The 3,856-nt window shown below is 62.3% G+C and carries 2 protein-coding genes and 1 pseudogene; 2 read left to right on the top strand and 1 reads right to left on the bottom strand.

All coding sequences use genetic code 11. The annotated features are described in order from the left end of the window. Positions 1 to 110: 110 nt before the first annotated feature. A complete protein-coding gene (locus EN935_RS25855) occupies positions 111 to 434 on the bottom strand; it encodes a DUF736 domain-containing protein (protein WP_024505644.1) in 324 nt (107 codons plus the stop codon). 1,420 nt (positions 435 to 1,854) lie between these two features. On the opposite strand from EN935_RS25855, the pseudogene groES reads away from it, so the two are divergent. Together groES and groL are read left to right on the top strand one after the other, a co-directional pair. Beyond that, a pseudogene (gene groES, locus EN935_RS25865) lies at positions 1,855 to 2,148 on the top strand (co-chaperone GroES); the annotation flags it as partial. Positions 2,149 to 2,213: 65 nt separating this feature from the next. Then, positions 2,214 to 3,856: chaperonin GroEL (gene groL / locus EN935_RS25870; protein WP_127373746.1), on the top strand; the 1,643-nt coding region annotated here is incomplete at its 3' end.

The raw sequence follows: 3,856 nt of genomic DNA on the forward strand, positions 1-3,856 counted from the left end.
AGAGTCAGGGGAGAGTTTTCGCCGCCCTTTAGGGCGGACGGGGTTTGGGTGGAACTCCGGGGAATGAGGCGCGCGGCGGGGCTGCGGCGCGGGGCTCTTAGCTCGGCCGGTCAGTCGGCCGGGTTCCAGATGATGGCGTAGGTGTCGTGATCGTCCTGGCCGGCGGCTCGGCCGAGATTGGCGTAGAGCTTGCGCGGTCCGAACTCCGGCGCTGCAATCGACAGGCTCACATAATCCTTGCCGGAAGTCTCGCCGGTGCGGATCCAGCCAGCGCCGACTTCGACCCCTTGCGTAAGCACCCGGAAGTCGGGATGGTTATCGGCGCTCTTGGCCTGGTTGGGGACGATATCGATGTCGGCGCGGACGCTGAGCGTCTTGAACTGGCCCTTGTAGGCGCCGTTTTCCTGCTTGTTGACGTAACCGATCGCGGTCATTTCGAAGTCTCCTTTTGTGGTTTCGCCGGGGACCATCCCCTGCGATGGCGCACCGTAATGGGCGCGTCAGGACCGCCTGAATCCGACAGGGCCGCAGCGACAGTGAAGGACCCGAGCGGGCAGCTTTTTTGTGAGCGAAGCGGCGCGAGGAAGCCGCCGCAGGCGGCGGGGAAAAAAGCTGATGGCGCGAGGGTTTCGGGCGGCCGGACCCGCCCATAGGTCGACAAGCCAGCCGCAGGGATGGTCCTTGGAGAGAGCATGGAGACCGCTCGCCAAGTGCGGTCTGTCAGCCAAGCAGGACGCCGGGATGAAACGGCCTGCAAAGATGCTGCGCCCTTATGCCGGATCGAGATCGTGCCAGCGGGTCGGGCGCCAGAGCAGACATCCGGCATGGTGCGATCTATGAAAGCAGGGCTCGCCAGCGGGAATTTGATACGCGAGGGGGCCAAAGTAAGGCTGGATGAGAAGCCGGTGCTACCTGCAGGTCCAGTGTCATGTGGCGGCGCTCGGGAAACCGCTACGCAATGTAACGCGCTCTTATGAGGCGAACAGACCGGCCCCAAAACCGATCGACCGGTGGTCGGCGCGAAACGCGTCATGCCTGTCCGAAAGCTGACAGTGGCAGAAGACGCATGTCGGGTTCCGCACAATTGACCATGCTGGATTTGTGAGGTTTTCAGGGAGAGCCATGCGTTCACTTCCCAGTGAGCTTTGGCACGGCATTTGCTCTTGATGTGGCAACACGGATCGAAGGTTGACTGCATGCACAAGCGCGAGATGAGCAATGCTCTCCTTTCCTGGAGGCTTGGCAGCAGATTCGATTTGACGTTGCGAGGAGCTTCAGCCGCTCGCGGCGGAAGTGATCTCAAATCTGAAGGCACCGTTGGGGCCGCAGCCATCAAACACATCTTTCTCTTTTTCGCAGCTCGTCTTCAACGCGATGCGGACTTCTTCGCGTCGACGGCGGCCGAAGGTGGAGAAGGGGCTCGACTTGCAAAAAGGAGTTGTCAATGACGTCTTACGTTCGCACCAACAGCCCGGCGCAGGTGCGCTCACTGTCCACCTTTGGCAAGCATCTGCAAAGGAGCGTGCTGACGGCGACGCTGCTTGCCGCGGCTTCGACGGGAAGTGAAGCGCAGCCCTATGTTCGTGCTGACGGCAGCACGACTGACGACTTGGAAGCGGCGCGAGCAAGTTGGCGTCATGACGCCGAATTCAATGGAAATGTGGGGCTCGCAGCCATCAACGCGGATGCCGCGTATGCGTTGGGTTCCACCGGGGAGGGGGCCAGAGCTCCTCGCCTGCCCTCGTCCGTCTTGACGAGTGCCCGCTTACAGCCTACCTCACTATCGCGTTAGCACTCGTCCATCGCGAGTGCTAACAAAAACCCCTCAACAGCGCACCAGGGAAAAATCCGAAAATGGCAAAGTCGAAGTTCCGCCCGCTGCATGACCGCGTGGTCGTTCGCCGGGTCGAATCCGAATCCAAGACCGCTGGCGGGATCATCATCCCCGACACGGCAAAGGAAAAGCCGCAGGAAGGCGAGATCATCGCTGTCGGCTTCGGCGCTCGTGACGAAGCTGGCAAGCTGGTCCCGCTGGACGTCAAGGCCGGCGACCGCATCCTGTTCAGCAAGTGGTCGGGCACGGAAGTCAAGCTCAATGGCGAAGACCTTCTGATCATGAAGGAATCCGACATCATGGGCATCATCGGCTCATATCAGGCCCTTTCGTCAACTGAATTCCCGGGCTCGATTGAAGCCCCTGCCAGGAGCTAAAAATGGCTGCCAAAGACGTAAAATTCTCCCGCGATGCCCGCGAGCGCATGCTGCGCGGTGTCAACATCCTCGCTGACGCGGTGAAGGTCACGCTCGGCCCCAAGGGCCGCAACGTGGTCATCGACAAGTCGTTCGGCGCCCCGCGCATCACCAAGGACGGCGTCACCGTCGCCAAGGAAATCGAGCTTGAGGACAAGTTCGAAAACATGGGCGCGCAGATGGTCCGCGAAGTTGCTTCGAAGACCAACGACATCGCTGGCGACGGCACCACGACCGCGACCGTTCTGGCGCAGTCGATCGTCCAGGAAGGCCACAAGGCCGTTGCCGCCGGCATGAACCCGATGGACCTGAAGCGCGGCATCGACCTCGCGGTAACCGACGTCGTTGCGACCCTGATCAAGAACGCCAAGAAGATCAAGACCTCCGAAGAGGTTGCCCAGGTCGGCACCATCGCCGGCAACGGCGATGCTTCGGTCGGCAAGATGATCGCGGAAGCGATGCAGAAGGTCGGCAACGAAGGCGTCATCACGGTTGAAGAAGCCAAGACCGCCGAGACCGAACTCGAAGTCGTCGAAGGCATGCAGTTCGACCGCGGCTACCTCTCGCCCTACTTCGTCACCAACGCCGACAAGATGGTTGCCGAGCTCGAGGACGTCTACATCCTCCTGCACGAGAAGAAGCTGTCCAACCTCCAGGCCATGCTGCCGGTTCTCGAAGCCGTCGTGCAGACCTCGAAGCCGCTGCTCATCATCTCGGAAGACGTCGAAGGCGAGGCTCTGGCCACGCTGGTCGTCAACAAGCTGCGTGGCGGCCTGAAGATCGCCGCCGTCAAGGCGCCGGGCTTCGGTGATCGCCGCAAGGCCATGCTGGAAGACATCGCCATCCTCACCGGTGGCCAGGTCATCTCGGAAGACCTCGGCATCAAGCTCGAGAACGTCGGCCTCAACATGCTCGGCCGCGCCAAGAAGGTGTCGATCTCCAAGGAGAACACCACCATCGTCGACGGCGCCGGCAAGAAGGCCGAGATCCAGGGCCGCGTTGCCCAGATCAAGCAGCAGATCGAAAAGACCACTTCGGACTACGACAAGGAGAAGCTGCAGGAACGTCTGGCGAAGCTCGCCGGCGGCGTTGCGGTGATCCGCGTCGGCGGTGCGACGGAAGTCGAAGTCAAGGAAAAGAAGGACCGCGTCGATGACGCCCTCAACGCGACCCGCGCGGCCGTCGAAGAAGGCATCGTTGCTGGTGGTGGCGTCGCGCTGCTGCGCGCTTCGGCCAACATCAAGGCCACCGGCGTCAATGCCGACCAGGCCGCCGGCATCAACATCGTGCGTCGTGCGCTGCAGGCTCCGGCCCGCCAGATCGCGGCCAACGCCGGTGCGGAAGCATCGATCGTTGCCGGCAAGATCCTTGAGAACAAGGGCGCGACCTTCGGCTACAACGCCCAGACCGGCGAATATGGCGACATGATCGCCATGGGTATCGTCGATCCGGTCAAGGTCGTTCGCACGGCTCTCCAGGACGCGGCCTCGGTCGCCGGCCTGCTGGTCACCACCGAAGCCATGATCGCGGAGGCTCCGAAGAAGGAGTCGGCTGGCGGCGGCATGCCTGGCGGCATGGGCGGCGGCGGCATGGGCGGCATGGGCGG

Origin of the sequence: Mesorhizobium sp. M7D.F.Ca.US.004.03.1.1 (assembly GCF_003998635.1) — a bacterium.
Lineage (GTDB): Bacteria > Pseudomonadota > Alphaproteobacteria > Rhizobiales > Rhizobiaceae > Mesorhizobium > Mesorhizobium loti.